This is a genomic window from Richelia sinica FACHB-800, from assembly GCF_014698825.1.
Lineage (GTDB): Bacteria > Cyanobacteriota > Cyanobacteriia > Cyanobacteriales > Nostocaceae > FACHB-800.
Genome location: NZ_JACJTT010000022.1, coordinates 59,696 through 73,388 on the forward strand (window position 1 = coordinate 59,696; position 13,693 = coordinate 73,388).

The 13,693-nt window shown below is 38.3% G+C and carries 16 protein-coding genes; 8 read left to right on the plus strand and 8 right to left on the minus strand.

The genetic code is table 11. The features are described from left to right. Nucleotides 1-182: 182 nt before the first annotated feature. Nucleotides 183-692 (plus strand): allophycocyanin subunit beta, encoded by a 510-nt coding sequence (apcB, locus tag H6G73_RS15535; protein WP_190606024.1) that lies wholly within the window; start codon nucleotides 183-185, stop codon nucleotides 690-692. Nucleotides 693-864: 172 nt separating this feature from the next. On the opposite strand, the gene H6G73_RS15540 is transcribed toward apcB, so the two are convergent. Then, entirely contained in the window at nucleotides 865-1,641 is a 777-nt protein-coding gene (locus tag H6G73_RS15540) for an ABC transporter permease (RefSeq protein ID WP_190606026.1), read from the minus strand. 288 nt (nucleotides 1,642-1,929) lie between these two features. Here H6G73_RS15540 and H6G73_RS15545 point away from each other — a divergent pair, with 288 nt between their 5' ends. Further along, nucleotides 1,930-3,075, plus strand: a complete 1,146-nt coding sequence (locus tag H6G73_RS15545) for a DegT/DnrJ/EryC1/StrS family aminotransferase (RefSeq protein WP_190606028.1) — start codon at nucleotides 1,930-1,932, stop codon at nucleotides 3,073-3,075. Between the two features lie 134 nt (nucleotides 3,076-3,209). Here H6G73_RS15545 and H6G73_RS24205 read toward each other — a convergent pair whose 3' ends face one another. After that, on the minus strand, nucleotides 3,210-3,392 hold the full coding sequence (locus H6G73_RS24205) for a hypothetical protein (protein WP_199317744.1): 183 nt from the start codon (nucleotides 3,390-3,392) through the stop codon (nucleotides 3,210-3,212). A 246-nt stretch (nucleotides 3,393-3,638) separates the two neighbouring features. On the opposite strand from H6G73_RS24205, the gene H6G73_RS15555 reads away from it, so the two are divergent. Then, nucleotides 3,639-4,421, plus strand: a complete 783-nt coding sequence (locus tag H6G73_RS15555) for a DUF3825 domain-containing protein (protein ID WP_190606030.1) — start codon at nucleotides 3,639-3,641, stop codon at nucleotides 4,419-4,421. A 188-nt stretch (nucleotides 4,422-4,609) separates the two neighbouring features. On the opposite strand, the gene H6G73_RS15560 is transcribed toward H6G73_RS15555, so the two are convergent. The 4 genes from H6G73_RS15560 to H6G73_RS15575 form a co-directional block, all read right to left on the minus strand. After that, entirely contained in the window at nucleotides 4,610-5,068 is a 459-nt protein-coding gene (locus H6G73_RS15560; RefSeq protein WP_190606032.1) for a hypothetical protein, read from the minus strand. A gap of 133 nt (nucleotides 5,069-5,201) precedes the next feature. Further along, the gene (locus H6G73_RS15565) at nucleotides 5,202-5,396 is read right to left on the minus strand and encodes a hypothetical protein (protein WP_190606034.1); all 195 of its coding nucleotides are present in this window, start codon (nucleotides 5,394-5,396) and stop codon (nucleotides 5,202-5,204) included. A gap of 225 nt (nucleotides 5,397-5,621) precedes the next feature. After that, nucleotides 5,622-6,044 carry a hypothetical protein gene (locus H6G73_RS15570; RefSeq protein ID WP_190606036.1) on the minus strand — a complete coding sequence of 141 codons (423 nt, stop codon included), beginning with the start codon at nucleotides 6,042-6,044 and terminating at the stop codon, nucleotides 5,622-5,624. A 317-nt stretch (nucleotides 6,045-6,361) separates the two neighbouring features. Then, nucleotides 6,362-7,156 carry a PhzF family phenazine biosynthesis protein gene (locus tag H6G73_RS15575; protein ID WP_190606038.1) on the minus strand — a complete coding sequence of 265 codons (795 nt, stop codon included), beginning with the start codon at nucleotides 7,154-7,156 and terminating at the stop codon, nucleotides 6,362-6,364. A 313-nt stretch (nucleotides 7,157-7,469) separates the two neighbouring features. Here H6G73_RS15575 and H6G73_RS15580 point away from each other — a divergent pair, with 313 nt between their 5' ends. The 4 genes from H6G73_RS15580 to H6G73_RS15595 are packed head-to-tail and all read left to right on the plus strand — an operon-like array spanning nucleotide 7,470 to nucleotide 9,324. Then, the gene (locus H6G73_RS15580; RefSeq protein WP_190606040.1) at nucleotides 7,470-7,955 is read left to right on the plus strand and encodes a hypothetical protein; all 486 of its coding nucleotides are present in this window, start codon (nucleotides 7,470-7,472) and stop codon (nucleotides 7,953-7,955) included. 28 nt (nucleotides 7,956-7,983) lie between these two features. After that, nucleotides 7,984-8,154 (plus strand): hypothetical protein, encoded by a 171-nt coding sequence (locus H6G73_RS15585; protein WP_190606042.1) that lies wholly within the window; start codon nucleotides 7,984-7,986, stop codon nucleotides 8,152-8,154. Between the two features lie 13 nt (nucleotides 8,155-8,167). Then, on the plus strand, nucleotides 8,168-8,779 hold the full coding sequence (locus H6G73_RS15590) for a cysteine dioxygenase family protein (protein WP_190606044.1): 612 nt from the start codon (nucleotides 8,168-8,170) through the stop codon (nucleotides 8,777-8,779). Nucleotides 8,780-8,817: 38 nt separating this feature from the next. Continuing rightward, on the plus strand, nucleotides 8,818-9,324 hold the full coding sequence (locus tag H6G73_RS15595) for an ArsC/Spx/MgsR family protein (protein ID WP_190606046.1): 507 nt from the start codon (nucleotides 8,818-8,820) through the stop codon (nucleotides 9,322-9,324). Between the two features lie 295 nt (nucleotides 9,325-9,619). On the opposite strand, the gene H6G73_RS15600 is transcribed toward H6G73_RS15595, so the two are convergent. Then, complete coding sequence (locus H6G73_RS15600) at nucleotides 9,620-10,537, minus strand: alpha/beta fold hydrolase (RefSeq protein WP_190606048.1); 918 nt, start codon at nucleotides 10,535-10,537, stop codon at nucleotides 9,620-9,622. A 173-nt stretch (nucleotides 10,538-10,710) separates the two neighbouring features. On the opposite strand from H6G73_RS15600, the gene H6G73_RS15605 reads away from it, so the two are divergent. Beyond that, nucleotides 10,711-11,583, plus strand: coding sequence for a shikimate dehydrogenase (locus H6G73_RS15605; RefSeq protein WP_190606050.1), 873 nt, complete (start codon nucleotides 10,711-10,713; stop codon nucleotides 11,581-11,583). 55 nt (nucleotides 11,584-11,638) lie between these two features. On the opposite strand, the gene H6G73_RS15610 is transcribed toward H6G73_RS15605, so the two are convergent. Further along, nucleotides 11,639-13,483, minus strand: coding sequence for a hypothetical protein (locus H6G73_RS15610; protein ID WP_190606051.1), 1,845 nt, complete (start codon nucleotides 13,481-13,483; stop codon nucleotides 11,639-11,641). Nucleotides 13,484-13,693: the final 210 nt, after the last annotated feature.

Sequence of the window (13,693 nt, forward strand, 5' to 3'; positions counted from 1 at the left end):
ATCTGCACAAAAGCAGAAACTTCGTCTCATCGGGGTCAACTTTGGCATAGAATCCTTAAGTAGCGGATGGATCATTTTTTGTGCAGCATCTATTGTATGTGTTTAGCACAAAAATTTACTGGTGCATAAGTGCAGCCAAATTAATATCAAACCATAGATAGTAATGATTGGGAGAAAAAGGAATGCGCGATGCAGTTACAACTTTAATTAAGAATTATGACGTAGCTGGGCGGTATTTTGACCGTAATGCCATTGATAGCCTCAAGTCTTATTTTGAAAGTGGCACAGCACGAGTTCAAGCTGCGGCAACTATCAATTCCAATGCAGCAGCAATTGTGAAGCAAGCTGGTTCTAAGTTGTTTGAAGAATTACCAGAACTAATTCGTCCTGGTGGCAATGCTTACACAACTCGTCGTTATGCGGCTTGTTTGCGGGACATGGACTACTACCTACGTTATGCGACTTATGCACTAGTGGCAGGCAATACTAATGTGTTGGATGAACGGGTGCTACAAGGACTACGGGAAACTTACAATTCTTTAAGTGTACCCATTGGCCCTACTGTGCGCGGTGTCCAAATTATGAAGGATATTGCGAAGGAGTTAGTAGCTTCTGCGGGTGTGGGTAATACTGCTTTTGTAGATGAGCCTTTTGACCATATCACTCGTGAGTTAAGCGAGACTGATGTTTAATATCTAAAACTTTAGCGATGAGCTTCGTTTATATACAAATCAGGTTTGCTTTAGCAGACTAATTTAGCAGCGCACTTTTGTTGTTTTGACAAGGTGCGTTTACTTTTTTTATGAGTGTCAGCATCAGGGTTTTTGGATAAGTTTGGGTTGATGGCAATCATGAACCTACCTATCATCTCATCAACTGCATGGCAGGGTTAAAAAACTGACGACACAAACCGTTGGTGACTAAGATTGTGGTGAGCAAGTTGCCTACGGCTACCATAAATAACAGCAGTATTTCATAGGAAACGGCTTCTAAAGGTTTGATTCCCCCTAATAATTGCCCACTTGTGAAAATTGGTACTGTTACCATGCCTATAAGCATCATTTGATTGATTGTAGGCATGAGGGCGGCTCTAATTGCATCTTTGCGGTATTGGTGAATGGCTTGGTGGGGAGTTGCACCTAAGCTGAGGTGGGTTTCTATTTCTGTGGGAAATTGATTGATATTGCTCACTAGGCGTTCTCCCGCAACGGCTGCGGCATTCATGGCGTTACCAATGACGATGACACCTAAAGGGATAAGATAACGGGGTTCATACCACCGTTCTGGTTGAATAATCAGAAAGCTGACATAAAGTAAGGTGAAGGCGGTGCTGAGGAAAATAGCGCCCCAAATGAGGGGTAATAATTGGGGAATTTTTGGGCTGATGCGATTTCGAGTGACGATCGCTGTAATTGTCAGTATTATTGCTAAAATCGCCACAACTGCCCATATATTGTCTAGAGCAAAGATGAAGTCAAATACATATCCTAAGACCAGTAGCTGGAGGATAGTTCTGCCGGTAGCGATCGCTAAATTTAATTCTAGTCCTAATCTTTCCCAGGCAGATAACCCAATGGCTATGACCATTAAGCCGCTGACTAATACTAAATCTACTAAGTCTAATTTGATTAAGTCCTGCATAGATTTTCTCGGTGAAATTTTTGCTTTTCCCAGCCTATACAGGAATAATTAAAAATTCAAAACAGAAAATTCCCAATTACCTGCATCTATTGTGGCTACCAACCAGTATCTTGAATATTGATCGAAAAATTAACGTTACTGGAACCTCAAATGCGGTATATACAGTAAAAACTTTTAAAATTTAAGTATTTTAAACGACAGTCTTTTCTAGGCTCTTTGAAAAAATTCAATCAGCAAATATTGACCGTCACCGTATCTTTTTTGTCTCTCTCCTTCAAATGAGAACTCATGATCCCAAGCGTAAATTCCATTCCCGCCTTTGATATTAAACAGCAATACTCCACCATTGAAGCAGAAGTGAGTGCTGCTGTTCTGGAGGTTCTAGCTTCTGGTCGTTACATTGGCGGCCCAGCCGTTACAGATTTTGAGCAACAGTTTGCCACTTATCATGGTGTAGCTGAATGTGTAGCCTGTAATTCCGGTACTGATGCGCTTTATTTAGCTTTACGGGCTTTAAATATTGGTGCTGGCGATGAAGTAATTACTACACCTTTTACCTTTTTCGCTACGACTGAGGTGATTAGTGCAGTAGGTGCCAAGCCTGTATTTGTTGATATTGATGCCACTACATTTAATTTAGACATAGGGCAAATTGCAGCGGCAATTACACCCAACACTAAAGCGATTCTTCCCGTTCACTTGTTTGGACAACCAGTGGATATGACGGCGATAATGGCGATCGCTCAATCTCATAATTTAGCAGTAATTGAAGATTGTGCCCAATCCACCGGAGCTAGTTGGGATCACAAAAAAGTTGGTAGTATTGGACACATTGGCTGTTTTAGCTTTTATCCCACCAAAAACCTTGGTGGTTGCGGTGATGGCGGTGCAATCACAACTAATGACCCAGCCATAGCCTCTCAATTAAGAGTTTTACGTGAGCATGGCAGCAAAATTAGATACATTCATGAAGAAATAGGTATCAATAGTCGTCTAGATGCTATTCAAGCAGTTATTCTGCAAATTAAACTACGTTACCTTGACCATTGGAATCAAAAACGTCAGCAAATCGCTGCTTATTATCAACAATATCTCAGTCAAATTCCCGGTATCATCACCCCTCAAGAGTTACCCGGTGGGGTTGGAGTGTGGAATCAATATACCATTCGCATATCTGACCCACAACGCAACGGAGGAAGCGCCAAATATCGGGACTTAGTACGGAGTAAAATGCAGGAAAAAGGCGCAAATTCCATGGTTTATTATCCTCTGCCTTTACATTTGCAACCTGTTTATCAACATCTAGGATATCAGTCGGGACAATTACCTGTTGCAGAACAAGCTTGTCATGAAGTGTTGTCTTTACCCATGTATCCAGAATTGACCCAAGAACAGCAAGACCAGGTTATTTATACATTGAAAGATTGTTTGTAAATATGGTGTTCTCAAGCAATTAACGCGCAAACTTACAAACATTATATCTGGTCAAAAGTAGGGGCGGGTTTACCAATATTTTCGCTGATTAATGATAATCTAAATAAACCCGCCCCTACCCCCTATCCCTGTCATCAAAAATCTACCTCTGTTTTCGCCTCTAGATTCTCAGTGATGCTTTGGAACAGTTCTAAAGCTGCTTCTAAATCTTCAGAAATTTCTAAAGCTAAAACATCCGGTGTTGGTAAATTTTCTGAATCTTCTAAACTTTCATCCTTGAGCCAGAAAATATCTAAACTCATCTTATCCCGTTGCATTAATTCCTGATATGTAAAAGACCGAAAACGCTCTGTTTCTTGGCGGTCATGACGATTTGGCGGATTAAAGCAGCGAATAAAATCTTGTAAATCTTCGTTACGTAAGGGGTTAGTTTTTAGGGTGAAATGTTGGTTAGTTCTAATTGAACTGTATTAATTTATATCTCGAAGTTATTGTTCTTCTATGGTAAAATATTTGACAAATTTTGAGTATGTAATATATTTAGCTATACCTTAGTAAAAGTGATGAGCCAAGACCCCTACTATCTACCAGCCGCACTATACGATTTTTCCCTTATACCCAGGTTTGATGAATGTATTGAAGACTTAGCTGAAATTGCAGAGCCAGAAGACTGGGACTATAAAAACACCATTAGCGATAAGCCAAAACCTATATTACGTAATTATATAAATTACACTTATAAGAGAATAGCAGAAGAAAAAAAGGTAGCAGTTTCGGAAGATGAGCAATATGCTTGTTGGAACACTGGTTTAATTACTTTTAACCATGAGCCTATTTTTATCCTTTTTGAAAGAAACAAACTAGATAATCCTCGAACCTATTGGCATTTTTGTAAATTCGTTCGTAAAGGGCAATGGGAACTCAATAAATTCTCATCTTTACCAGAAATGGCTCATTATTTTGATGACCCATCTTGCTTGGTATACAACACTCGTAGAGAATTAAGATCAAATATTGAGCATATAATTGAAGATAATAGAGACCGATTCCCCTCAGAATTTCAAAATAAGTCTAATTATAGCTTACAAAATTCTCTACAAGGTGCTATTTATAGCGCACTAGAACGTGTTAAGAGAAATTATAAAACTGCTATCCCCCAATATTATAATGGCAATATTCAGCTACTTCTTCCTCTATGTTTAGATGAACCTACAAAAGCAGATTTAGCACTTGTAATTGAAAATTACAATGATTTTTATCGTGCTTCGACTTGTTTGACTCTTGATATGGCTTATAACAATGCTCGCCAAATAACGCGACCAGATCGTGAATGGTTACAGCCTTAATCATTAACAGTTTGTTATTTATGAGGTTGTTTAGATTTTGGTAAATATTGTACCCCATCCATCTTGAAGACTTGAGTTTTTGCTATAGAAAAAACTATAGGTTTCAAAATAGATGGGGCTTATCTATTATCTCGTTTTTCGGCAGTGTACCAGTTGGCTCTAATTCTACCCGTTAAATTAATTGCTTTTTATTTTGATGTTTGATTTATGTATATTTCTCTAGCAGTTTTTAATACTTCAATGCCTACAACTGGACTAAGTAATATCACTATCATCTCATCACATTTATGCCTGACATCGATAGATGTAATTTCATGTTCATGAAGAAAATAATATGCTGAAATTACATTGTTGCAAGATAAAGCGGCAAAATATAAAAATTCTTTGCTTTGATGTTGGTAAGCTAGTGTAGAGAACAACATCATTAGCTGAAAATTTAATAACAGAATGTTTTCACTATCTAATATTTTCTGTATTTCATTAATTAAATCTCTTACTTTATGAAGATAATTAATGTTTATTCTACTATCTGCAATAGACTGAATAATTTGGGGATACAAAGGATTTGTAACATAAGAAAATTCGTTAGATTTAATAGTCTCTATATACTTTGTAAATCTTTTAATTAACTTGTTAACAGCCGACATATTTTTAAGTCCTTTTAAATTTTATAAGTTTAAAATTATATAAATGTTTGCAAATTTAAGCGTTTGCAAACATTTATATAATATGACTTTACAACGTGTCCCAATTTGCGCGTATCCCGACTATACCCCTAGTTTATTCATTTGATGTCAAAGGAGGAATTTGTTCAGGAGTTAAGGTAACAACTTGGCCATCTTTCCAAATGCTAATAGATTCGCCTAATTTGCGGTGTCTTTCAATAGCTTTAGCAATAGCGAGTTTAACACCTGCATCAATTTGGTTAGATAATTTATCAGGAATTGGTTTATTTACAGAAATTGGCTTATTCATTAGTAGTCATTTTACTCCATAGTTGAGGTTAATAAATAATAAGCTCTTGATTTAAATGTTTTCAGTGGTACATATTAAAGTAGGAATTCTTTGTCTTCACCTTCTGTCATAATTACCTCATAAAAAACAGTGTAAAGCTTAGAAGAAAAAGGGCAACCCTACCACACAATCCCTAGTTGATATATCTGGCAGAGTTTAGAGTTTCATTAAAAGTTGCGAATTGCTCTAACATTTAGTAGCATTTGGATCTTCAAATTCACCAGGTTGACGCTTGAGTAATTCATTTAAAATTGTTTTACCTGATGGATTAATTACCTGTAGCCTAACTACATCAGGGTCTTGTGGCCGCCATGCTATTTGATATTTATAACCCTTATTGCGCCAAGTAAAAACCGACCTGTTTTTATTTCCTGAAGCAGTACCATTAGTTAAACAAATCTTTTTTTCAGATTGTAAATCCGTGTTTTTATAAAAGTATTTATTTTTTTCCTCCCAAAGAGTTAAGTGCCATCTCACTTCGCCATTTTGAGGATTAAAATATTCTCCGTCTGGAAATGGCAGTTTTGCAAAAGCTTGTGTTTGCAAAGATGTCCATAAGGGTACAGCAAGACTCAAAATTAATGCCAGAGACCCTGAACGAGTTTTCATGATGTTTTGCCCTTAAAATTATGGCTTGAATAGCTCATGTAAATTGAACCCAGTAAGCAGGATTAAACATTTCCTATTAAATATAGGATTTACGCAAGATTAACTTATTTTCATCATTACGACGGTCGGGAAGCAATCTCAAACCTATCTTTTTGTATGGGTAAAGCGCAATGCTAAATCCCTTACAATCACTAGAATCATTTTTCACAATTTGAAACTATTCAATTTCGTAATTCCTAGTTTAATAGCTTAATTATGGTAATTGTATATCAAGCTACACGCAATGCGCTGTATTTAGCCTGTTAAGAATTTTAACGCTAAACAGTGGTTAATTCTCCCCGCATCACCGTTACAGCTTGTCCAGCTAGTAAAACTCTTTCACCACCACTGTAACTGACTTTAACTACACCACCTCGACTAGAAGCTTGATAAGCTAAAAACTCATCTTTACCTAATCTATCACGCCAAAATGGTGCTAAACAACAATGGGCAGCACCTGTTACTGGGTCTTCATTAATACCTAAACCAGGAGCAAAAAACCGAGAGACAAAATCATAGTCTGAATTACCAATACTGGTGACAATAATATTACCAATAGGTAAATTTTTCATTAATTGAAAATTCGGCTGTATTTCTTTCACCAAAGTTGCTGATTCTAACTCTACTAAATAACCAAGGCTATTTATATAAACAGATTTATAATTTACTCCCAAAACTGCTTGTAAATTCGGTGGGGGTGTTGTTTCTTGGGAATGATTAACAGGAAAATCTAACTGTATCCAATCGTCTTTACATTTAGCAATTAATTTGCCACTTTTTGTATAAAAATTTGCTGCCTTATCTATAGATAAATGACCTTCTGACCATAAGACATGGGCACTTGCTAAAGTAGCGTGACCGCATAGGGGAACTTCAACTGTAGGTGTAAACCAACGTAAATTAAATCCATCATTTTGGGGAATTAAAAAAGCCGTTTCTGATAAATTCATTTCTTGAGCAACATTTTGCATCCATTGGTCAGGTTGAGGAGAATTTAGCACACAAACAGCGGCAGGATTACCTGTAAATGCTTTGTTGGTGAAGGCATCAACTTGAGTAATAATTTGATTCATGGTTAAAAGCCAATAATTGAATATATAACAACAGCAACAAGGATTTTTATAGTATAAACTACGATGAGACTTATGTTTTATTTGTGAATTGATTTTCAGTAAGTCGGTTATGTTATCAAATCCTTATTTTTAACTCAAATACAATTCTGATATTGCAGATAGGAATAAATACAAGTAGCGTTAGCATTAGATAAATCACCTGTGGACTTACTCATAAGAAATAATTAAATTTATTGAGTTTGCTATCTCTGAAACTGTTAAATAGTAAATATCAAGTATCTATGCTGATTAATGCTTGAATATTTGAGGTTTTATGCAAGTTAATACGAATAAATTCTCATGGTTTCAAGTGCCAGAAGATGTTAAGGAATTGTTGATATTGGCAGCACAAACTTGGGAAGATAGTGTAGAATCAGAAAAATATATGCAACAAGCGATCGCTAAAACAGGAGATAACCCAGATGTTTTAGTGGCAGCTTATAGATATTTTTACTACAAAAATAATTATTTTTTAGCTCTGAAAATAGCCAAACAGTTAATCACTACAATTAGGGAGGCAGAAAATTTCTCTGACAATTGGGAAGAACTGAAACCTATTTTGGTGCAGCGTTGTGAAGAAGCAAAAATTCGCTTGTATTTAAATGCCTATGCTGCCTCTGGTTTAGTGTTAGCAAAGTTAGGAAATCTAGATGAAGCGAAAGAAATCAGCATCAGAATTAAGCAGATTGATGATAAACATGATTTTGGTGCTGGTATTCTTCTAGATATTCTGACACGTCCAGCCGAAGAAGATGAATAAATGAACAGTAAATAATCACTAACCAACTATGATTAATTGGACATCTTTTATTTCTCCACCCATGCCTAGTTTTTCTCCTTCAACATCTGCTAGTAACCCAGATGTAACTGTGCCAATTTTGCCTTCTCCTGTCCAGTCTAATCCTAATATTCCTCGTACCTATCCACCTTTTTATACCTTACCTAAGTCTCTGTTTTAACTAGCTAGATACTATGCAAGGTCAGGATTGGTATTTAACAGGTGATGGCAATGTTCAAGCAGTTGCCAAGGTCAGAGCATGGGATTTGTTACGTGATAATTATCGTCTTTATCGATTTTTAACTGAGCTAGAAGACATTCTCAACCAAGTAGAAGAAGAATCTCTGTTTTTACCAAAAATTCAAAAACTGGTGAGAAGTTTATTGGTTAATTCTTATTGGGTACAAAGTCAATGTTTAGAACCAGATCCAACTACGGGAACTGCTGTTTTACAGTTGTATGATGAGTTGGGTTTTCCCTTAACTGTCCAAACAGTTACTTTTGCTCCAGGTACCAAGTCAAATATTCATAATCATGGTACTTGGGGTGTGGTTGCTGTGTTAAAAGGTCAGGAAAAAAACACATTTTGGCAACGTGTTAAACACCCAGAATTACCAGACAAAATTGAATGCACAGGAGAATTAAATCTAGTACCAGGGGATATTATTAGCTTTACTCAGGATGCTATTCATTGTGTAGAAGCAATGGGAGATGAACCAACGGTTACATTTAATGTCTATGGTGAAACTGACCCGAAACAGAGATTTGAATTTGATGTAGTCAAGCACCTAGCGAAAAGATTTTAATGACAACTAAATCTGAGTTTTATTGAGGAGAAATAACAATGGCACGAGTAATTTTTTATGAAAAGCCAGGCTGTAAGAATAATACTCGTCAAAAGGTCTTATTGACAGCCGCAGGTCATGAGGTAGTTGCCTATAGTCTGTTGACAGAACCTTGGACAGTGGAAAGGTTACGTTCGTTTTTTGGCGATCGCCCCGTGGTCGAATGGTTCAACAAGGCCGCACCTAGAGTAAAATCTGGAGAGGTGAATCCTGAAAACATCGACGCGCAAACAGCTTTGGTGATGATGCTCAGAGACCCCCTGCTGATTCGTCGTCCTTTGATTGAAGTAGGCGATCGCCGTGAGATAGGATTTGATGTAGATAAAATTGATGCTTGGATTGGTTTAAAGGCCGTAGATGAATCATTCAAAGAAATGAGCGAAAACCTGATGAAACAAGACCTCCAAGGTTGCGCTCATGGTAACAACCATGCCCATCATCATGGTGAAGGTGGTTGCAAGAATCACGCTGAACCCCAGCAAAAGCAAGGTAGTTGTCAGCATTAATTTGGAAAATATCAGGGCAATTGATAAAATTGCCCTTTGAGGATATTAGGACTTACGCACAAACTACGGAAGAATCGAACCACGAAGACACGTTCGCGCAGCGTGCCGAAGGCATAGAAATAAGAGTTTCAAAGGTCTTTTGCGTAAGTCCTGGATATTTGTCTTAAGAAACAATCAGGTAATACCAATTCCATAAAAGAATGCGACAGATGATTACCCCAACCGCTTGCGGGGAGGGTTGGGGAGGGGTTTACTCAATGTGTTGGTTGCTTTTGGAGAATTGGTATAACAGTGCTCAACACCTAACTGTATTCAAAACCCAATCGCGTAAATAGGCATTGACTTGTTCAGGTACTTCATCGTGGGGACAATGACCTGCTTGCAGAAAATATTCTGTTAATTGAGGATAGTATTGATGAAATTTTTGTGACCTTTCCCTTGCTTTCATCCAAGGGTCAGCTTCTCCCCATAAAAGCAATAAAGGACAGGTTAATTTTTGCAGCAAAACATCAACTTTTTCCCCTTGAGGAGTGCTGAAAACAGAGACGAAAACATCTAATGCCCCTTTGTCATAGGCAGGACGATAAATTTCTTCAACTAATTGATTTGTAATTGCCGTTTTATCTAAATAAACTTGTTCTAAAGTCCGACGAATTACCCAACGTTGACGCACATATTGAAATAATAAAATCTGGGCTAATCTTTGTTTAAATAGCCATTTCAGAGTTTTACCTGTAAATTGTTGCCAAGGTTTTTTTGGTGGTTGAATTTGGGCTTCTAGGGCGGCTGGTTCAGAAAATGGCCCGGCACTATTCAATAAAACTACTCCAGCTACACTGTCAGGAAATTCACCTGCAACGCATAAACAAGCATATCCACCAAGGGAATTACCTGCAACTACGGTTTTTTGACCTATGACTTCATTGATAAAGTCATGGAGTTGCTCACGCCAGAGGTCGCCACTATATTGCAATTTGGGTTTTGCTGACCGTCCAAAGCCCAACAAATCAATGGCAAATACTTGAAACTCGGCAGATAATTCTGATATGTTCTTGCGCCAATGGTCTGTGGAAGCACCAAAGCCATGCACCAGCAACAAGGGGGGACGCTGGGGGTGCTTGCTTCCTGCTGCTACGTAATAAATTTGATGTCCACGCCATTGCCAATATTGTCCAGGAATTGGTGTGCTGGAGGGAGCAAGACTAGTTTGCATATCACAAAGAAATATTAAGAGTTGTTAATAATCTTAGATTAGCAGGATTGCTATGGTTTTCTAGCCCTAGCCCTTGGGGATGGTTCAATGTGAGTCTTCTCCAGGGTAAATTGAGAATGTTCAAATCCTGTATCGAGTCAGTTTTTGACAATCTCAAATCTAAAATACTGAATATGACAATCAACGGTAAAACTCAAATTTTAGGCGTAATTGGCCATCCTATAGAACATTCCCTGTCTCCAGTGATGCACAATGCGGCGTTGGCGAAGTTGGGATTAAATTATGTATATTTGCCTTTTCCCATTGCATCGGAGAATTTAGAAACAGCGATCGCTGGTTTTGCTAGTATCGGTGTAGTGGGTTTTAGTGTCACCATTCCCCATAAACAAGCAATATTACCGTTTTTGGCGGAAATTTCCCCAATTGCCCAAGCCATTGGTGCTGTGAATACTGTGACTCGTCAAGGCAATAAATGGGTGGGCACGAATACTGACGTTGAAGGATTTATTGCCCCTTTACAAACCACCTATCACCAAGATTGGAGTCAGAAAACCGCAGTGATTTTGGGTAATGGTGGGGCAGCTAGGGCTGTAGTTGCAGGTTGTGTACAACTAGGAGTGGCGGAAATTCATTTGGTGGGGAGAAATATCTATAAATTAAAAGATTTTCGCGAAAGTTGGCAAAATTCGAGTTTGGGGGATAAATTCCACATCCACACCTGGGAGGAATTGCCCCAACTGCTTCCCCAAGCTGACCTATTGGTGAATACAACACCCATTGGTATGTATCCCCACAGTCAAGAGTCTCCTTTGAGTGAAACAGAAATAGCTTATCTGCCACAAAAAGCGATCGCCTATGACTTAATATACATCCCCAAACCGACCAAATTTCTCCAACTCGCAGCAAAACAAGGCGCAACTGCCATTGATGGCTTAGAAATGCTTGTCCAACAAGGTGCAGCCGCCTTAAAAATTTGGTTGCAAACAGAACAAGTACCCGTAGCTGAGATGCGCCAAGCCTTAATTAATCATCTGGGGTTGAGTTAGGTCATCTCTCCCATTTTTCCCCTGCCTTAACCATCAGTATCTCACTGCACAAGACTTACTGTGCTGGGCTGTGAGCGTAGCTTTGCTGTCCTTGGGAGTTATAAATCACCAAAGGTAAGCGGGCATTATCACTAATCACCATCAGAGCACTTTGTAAGCTTTGGTAGTGATTAGACATTTGCGCCTGATTACTTGCCAATACCTGCTCATACTGGGGAGTTAAACGCACAGTAATACCTGAAGCCTCGATAGTAAAGGTGCAGAACTTAATACCATTAGTACAAGTGGAACTCAAATCTGCACGGGTTTGGCTGACATTATTAGTTAATTGCAGCCTTTCTTTTGCCTGTGTGAGACTAGCTGAATAAGTGTCTATGAGAGGCTGGGCTTGCTTATAGTACAAACTATCTTGGGAAATTTGTTGCACACTTTGTACAGCCAACTGCCAAGAATTGACTGCTGCTTGCCATTGATTTTGACTTCCATAGGCCTTAGCTTGGTTGGCAGCACTCACAGCTTGTTGATAGGCCTTTGCCGCTAAGGTTTCTTTGGTCGCACGAGTTCTAGCTTCTATGAGTTTTGGCTGATATTCAGTCAGCAATTTCCTTGCTTCTTCATAGCCAGAACTAGTTTGGGGAATACTTTTGAGATTATTTACCACAACTTCCCAAGTAGACCTGACTTTTTGCCAATCACTACTAGATTTAGCTGTAGTTTCTGACTGGGTGGCAGCATTGGCTACGGCTTTCACACTATCTAGTTTCTTCAGCCAAGTTTCTTCTTTGAGTAATTGCTGATTAACTGTTTGTAAATTCTGTTGATATTCAGGGAGATTGGACTGGGCTAGGGAATAAAGGTCATTATTTGGTTTAATAGTTTCTAAAGGTGTGATTGCTTGTCGCCATAAATCCTGTGTCTTACGCAAATCATCTAGACTTTTAACAGGTGCTTCAGTCTTCTTCTTCGCAGCAGTACCTTTTTGTAAGGCATTGACAACTTGGCTAATTTTAGTTGACTGTCCAGAAAAAGCGGTAATTAGTTCTTGGGCTTCTCCATGACGAGGTGACCAACCAGGAATATTTTGCAAAGCGGAAATAGCATCATCAATTTGTTTCTGGACAGCTTGCAATTGCTTCTCTGATTTAGCACCACGGATTAATTTTTGAGATTGACTTTTAATGTTTTCCGCTGTTTGGAATTCCTGACATTCAGAGATGATACAGGCACGAGAGAGAAAATAAGTAGAACCACCACCGAGAACGGCCAAAAGTAAGGCTGCACCCGCTACTGCCTGCAATGGCATAGATGCCCAAATAGGTTTTTTCTGAGACCCTAAGTCTGAAGAACCAGCAAAGGGGTCAAATTTCTCTTCTTCTGCTTCTATATTCGGCTCTATGCCTATATCGTTTTGAATTTCTATGTCATCGATGAAGGAATTGTTTAAAATCGGTTCTTCTATTGGCGTGTTAAAAGGATCATCAGTAATTGGTATATCTGGATCTGCATCTCCTACTGAAGGAATCTCAAAGGGTGACAAAATAACTTCTTGTGCTTCTATTTCCGGCTCAATGTCCGTTTCTTCTTGAATTAACGTTTTAGGAACTTGTAAATTTAAAGTTTGTTTTGCATAAGGTAATTTTTCTCCCACGGCACGGATAAAGCATTGTGCCTGTTGTCCTTGGTAATAAAATTGCCACTGTAGTCCTTGCTCCACAATCGCGAAGATGGTATCAGTATCTGATGACACACCGGGTGGGTGTTGAACTAACACCATCAGTTCATCATTTTTGACTACACACTTGACTTGAAAGTTTTCCGTACCCGGAACGTCTGCTAGTAACCGTTCCTGCAAAGTTTCTGCTAAAAGCTGTATATCTTCTTGCTGGCCTGCTAATGTCATAGAGCCTTACCGCTATTCTTCTATATAGTTATATAGTCTTATTTTCCACCAATGGAAACAGACAGGAGTGGAATTAGTTGGATTTTAGATATATGGTTTTACTAACTCAATTGAAAACCTAACTAGAAGATTTTGTAACACAAATTTCGATTTTTCAACAAAAAGACTTATTTATACTACTGTGTGGTTGAGAGTAAAATCTACATCAGT

What these genes read in the sequence shown, in the direction of transcription:
- apcB (WP_190606024.1), top strand. Translation starts at nt 183, where the DNA reads ATGCGCGATGCAGTTACAACTTTAATTAAGAATTATGACGTAGCTGGG.
- H6G73_RS15540 (WP_190606026.1), bottom strand. Translation starts at nt 1,641, where the DNA reads ATGCAGGACTTAATCAAATTAGACTTAGTAGATTTAGTATTAGTCAGC.
- H6G73_RS15545 (WP_190606028.1), top strand. Translation starts at nt 1,930, where the DNA reads ATGATCCCAAGCGTAAATTCCATTCCCGCCTTTGATATTAAACAGCAA.
- H6G73_RS24205 (WP_199317744.1), bottom strand. Translation starts at nt 3,392, where the DNA reads ATGCAACGGGATAAGATGAGTTTAGATATTTTCTGGCTCAAGGATGAA.
- H6G73_RS15555 (WP_190606030.1), top strand. Translation starts at nt 3,639, where the DNA reads ATGAGCCAAGACCCCTACTATCTACCAGCCGCACTATACGATTTTTCC.
- H6G73_RS15560 (WP_190606032.1), bottom strand. Translation starts at nt 5,068, where the DNA reads ATGTCGGCTGTTAACAAGTTAATTAAAAGATTTACAAAGTATATAGAG.
- H6G73_RS15565 (WP_190606034.1), bottom strand. Translation starts at nt 5,396, where the DNA reads ATGAATAAGCCAATTTCTGTAAATAAACCAATTCCTGATAAATTATCT.
- H6G73_RS15570 (WP_190606036.1), bottom strand. Translation starts at nt 6,044, where the DNA reads ATGAAAACTCGTTCAGGGTCTCTGGCATTAATTTTGAGTCTTGCTGTA.
- H6G73_RS15575 (WP_190606038.1), bottom strand. Translation starts at nt 7,156, where the DNA reads ATGAATCAAATTATTACTCAAGTTGATGCCTTCACCAACAAAGCATTT.
- H6G73_RS15580 (WP_190606040.1), top strand. Translation starts at nt 7,470, where the DNA reads ATGCAAGTTAATACGAATAAATTCTCATGGTTTCAAGTGCCAGAAGAT.
- H6G73_RS15585 (WP_190606042.1), top strand. Translation starts at nt 7,984, where the DNA reads ATGATTAATTGGACATCTTTTATTTCTCCACCCATGCCTAGTTTTTCT.
- H6G73_RS15590 (WP_190606044.1), top strand. Translation starts at nt 8,168, where the DNA reads ATGCAAGGTCAGGATTGGTATTTAACAGGTGATGGCAATGTTCAAGCA.
- H6G73_RS15595 (WP_190606046.1), top strand. Translation starts at nt 8,818, where the DNA reads ATGGCACGAGTAATTTTTTATGAAAAGCCAGGCTGTAAGAATAATACT.
- H6G73_RS15600 (WP_190606048.1), bottom strand. Translation starts at nt 10,537, where the DNA reads ATGCAAACTAGTCTTGCTCCCTCCAGCACACCAATTCCTGGACAATAT.
- H6G73_RS15605 (WP_190606050.1), top strand. Translation starts at nt 10,711, where the DNA reads ATGACAATCAACGGTAAAACTCAAATTTTAGGCGTAATTGGCCATCCT.
- H6G73_RS15610 (WP_190606051.1), bottom strand. Translation starts at nt 13,483, where the DNA reads ATGACATTAGCAGGCCAGCAAGAAGATATACAGCTTTTAGCAGAAACT.